The organism is Mesorhizobium sp. M4A.F.Ca.ET.020.02.1.1 (assembly GCF_004022645.1).
GTDB lineage: Bacteria > Pseudomonadota > Alphaproteobacteria > Rhizobiales > Rhizobiaceae > Mesorhizobium.
This window is the reverse complement of the sequence record NZ_RZOI01000876.1, coordinates 1-2,213: the sequence shown is the minus strand read 5'-3', so window position 1 is coordinate 2,213 and position 2,213 is coordinate 1. Positions and strand designations below refer to the sequence as shown.

The following is a 2,213-nucleotide window of genomic DNA, read 5'->3' as shown; positions in this document are numbered from 1 at the left end:
GCCCTGACGATCCAGCGGTCGAGCCTGGCGGCGATGCCGAAGCGCTCCGCCACGGAGATGAACTCGCCGGGCGGGATCATCTTGCCGTTGCGGGCAGAAAGCCGCGCCAGCACCTCGACCTGGCGGCTGTCGCGCCAGGGCCGGCCGAGCCGGTGGATCTGCTGGCCGAACAGTTTCAGCCTGCCGTCCTCCATGGCATCGACCAGGTCGGCGGCGAGCCGCGCGGCATTGAGGCCGCCGGAACCGGAGGCCGTCTCCACCGAGAACACCGCAAAACGGTTGCGCCCGGCGGCCTTGGCCGCGTAGCAGGCATCGTCGGCGCAGGCCAGCGCATCGGCGACCCTGGTGTCACTGTCGCTGACAAAGGCGATGCCGATGCTGGCCGCGAGCTTTCGCGTCGTCGCCGCCAGCTCGGCATTGCGCACGGCGGCAAGGACGGCGTCGGCAAGGCGCTCGGCCTCGGCCTGACCGCAGTTCGGCACCAGCAGCGCGAATTCGTCGCCGCCAAGCCGCGCCGCGTGCGCCGAGGACGGCAGGCTGGCGAGGATGCCGGCGGCGATGCTTTTCAGCGCGAGGTCGCCGGCGGCATGGCCGGCGAAGTCGTTCAGCGCCTTGAAGTAGTCGAGGTCGACATAGAAGACGGCGAGCGGCAGCCGGCGCTGCGTGGCGATGTGGTCAGCCAGCAGCCGGTCGAAGGCGGCGCGGTTGAGCAGGCCGGTCAGGGCGTCGTGGTTGGCGGCGTAGGTGAGTTCCTGCGAGCGCTTCTTGTCCTCGGTGATGTCGCGCACGGTGCCGAGGATCTGGCCGGCGCCACCGGCGCAGGCAATGAAGCGGACCAGCGATTCCAGATGGCGGATCTCGCCGTCGCGCCTGATGATGCGATATTGCGAGGCGGTTACGGCGTCGGAGCCGGGCGGCGGCAGGTGCGCCCGCTCGGTGGCTTCCTTGTCGTCGGGATGCAGATAGGTGTGCCAGAGGCCGGCCGAAACCTCGTCGGTATCGCTGACCAGGCCGAAGATCTCCCGGCTGCGGGCATCCCAGAAGCTCTTGTTGGTGGCGATGTCATAGTGCCAGATACCGGTGCCGCTGGCGGCGAGCGCCAGGCGGAAGCGCACATTGACCTCATCGAGTGCCGCCTCGGCCTGTTTTCGCCGGGTGATGTCGGTCTGCACGCCCATCAGCCGCAGCGCCCGGCCCTCGGCGTCGCGCTCGACGATGCCGCCGCGGTCGAGCACCCAGACCCAGTGGCCATCCTTGTGCCTGAGGCGCAGCTCCGTCTCGATGGACTCCGTCAGGCCGGCGATGTGGCGCTCGCCGCTGGCCAGTGCCCGCTCGCGGTCGTCGGGATGGGTGAGCGTCAGCCAGAGATCCGCCGTGGCGGCAAGCTCGCCCTCGGCGTAGCCGAGCATCTTCAACCAGGTCGGCGAGTAGTAGCAATCGCCGCTCGCGACGTTCCAGTCCCAGACGCCGAGATGAGCACGTTCCAGCGCCAGCGCCCAGAACTCCCCCTTGCGTGTCTTGTCGTCCGCCATGCCCGATTTTTGTCCGCCCTGTTGGAGACAGTGTGCACAAAACCAGACAAGAAACAGTTACCGCCGGGTCAGGTGGGGCGCCGCCAGCGATAGGCTTCGTCGACGCCGCGCAACGTGCCGGGCAGGGCCGCAGGCGCCGACAGCAGCGCGCTGTTGTCGAAACCGTAGACGCTGGGTTGCACCAGCACGGCGCGATCGATGCCATAGGCATCCATGACCCGGCGGTAGTCCTGGACCGTGACCATGGCCGGCGTGTAGCCGCGCGCCGGGTCGAGCGGACAGGCCGAGGCGAAGACATGGGCATGCGCGTCGCAGCTGCCCTCGGGCAGGCGCAACGCCGTGCGTCGCGCCGGCGCCAGCGGCGGCAGGCACCGCCGGGGGCGCCGTTTCCGCCGGGAAGTGCGCCGCGCTCATTGCGCCTCCTCCTTATCGGCGGCCCCGGAAGCGGTCAGGAAATCGAAGTCGCAGCCCTGGTCGGCCTGCAGCACATGGTCGTAGTAGAGCCGGGCATATCCTCGCGCCGGCCGCTCCACCGCCGGGCGGGCAATCGCCGCCCGGCGCGCCAGTTCGGCGTCGTCGACCAGCATGTCGATGCAGCGCGCCGGCACATCGAGGCGGATCATGTCGCCGCTCCTCACCAGAGCGAGCGGACCGCCCGCGGCAGCCTCCGGCGAGACATGC

3 protein-coding genes are annotated in these 2,213 nt (G+C 69.8%); all 3 read right to left on the bottom strand.

All coding sequences use genetic code 11. The features are described from left to right. The coding region (locus EN742_RS32470) for a diguanylate cyclase (protein WP_128333750.1) at positions 1-1,532 on the bottom strand (1,532 nt) is incomplete at its 3' end. 68 nt (positions 1,533-1,600) lie between these two features. Beyond that, a complete protein-coding gene (locus tag EN742_RS32465) occupies positions 1,601-1,867 on the bottom strand; it encodes an amidohydrolase family protein (RefSeq protein ID WP_127405850.1) in 267 nt (88 codons plus the stop codon). A gap of 75 nt (positions 1,868-1,942) precedes the next feature. After that, positions 1,943-2,213: dihydroxy-acid dehydratase (locus tag EN742_RS32460; protein ID WP_189375699.1), on the bottom strand; the 271-nt coding region annotated here is incomplete at its 5' end.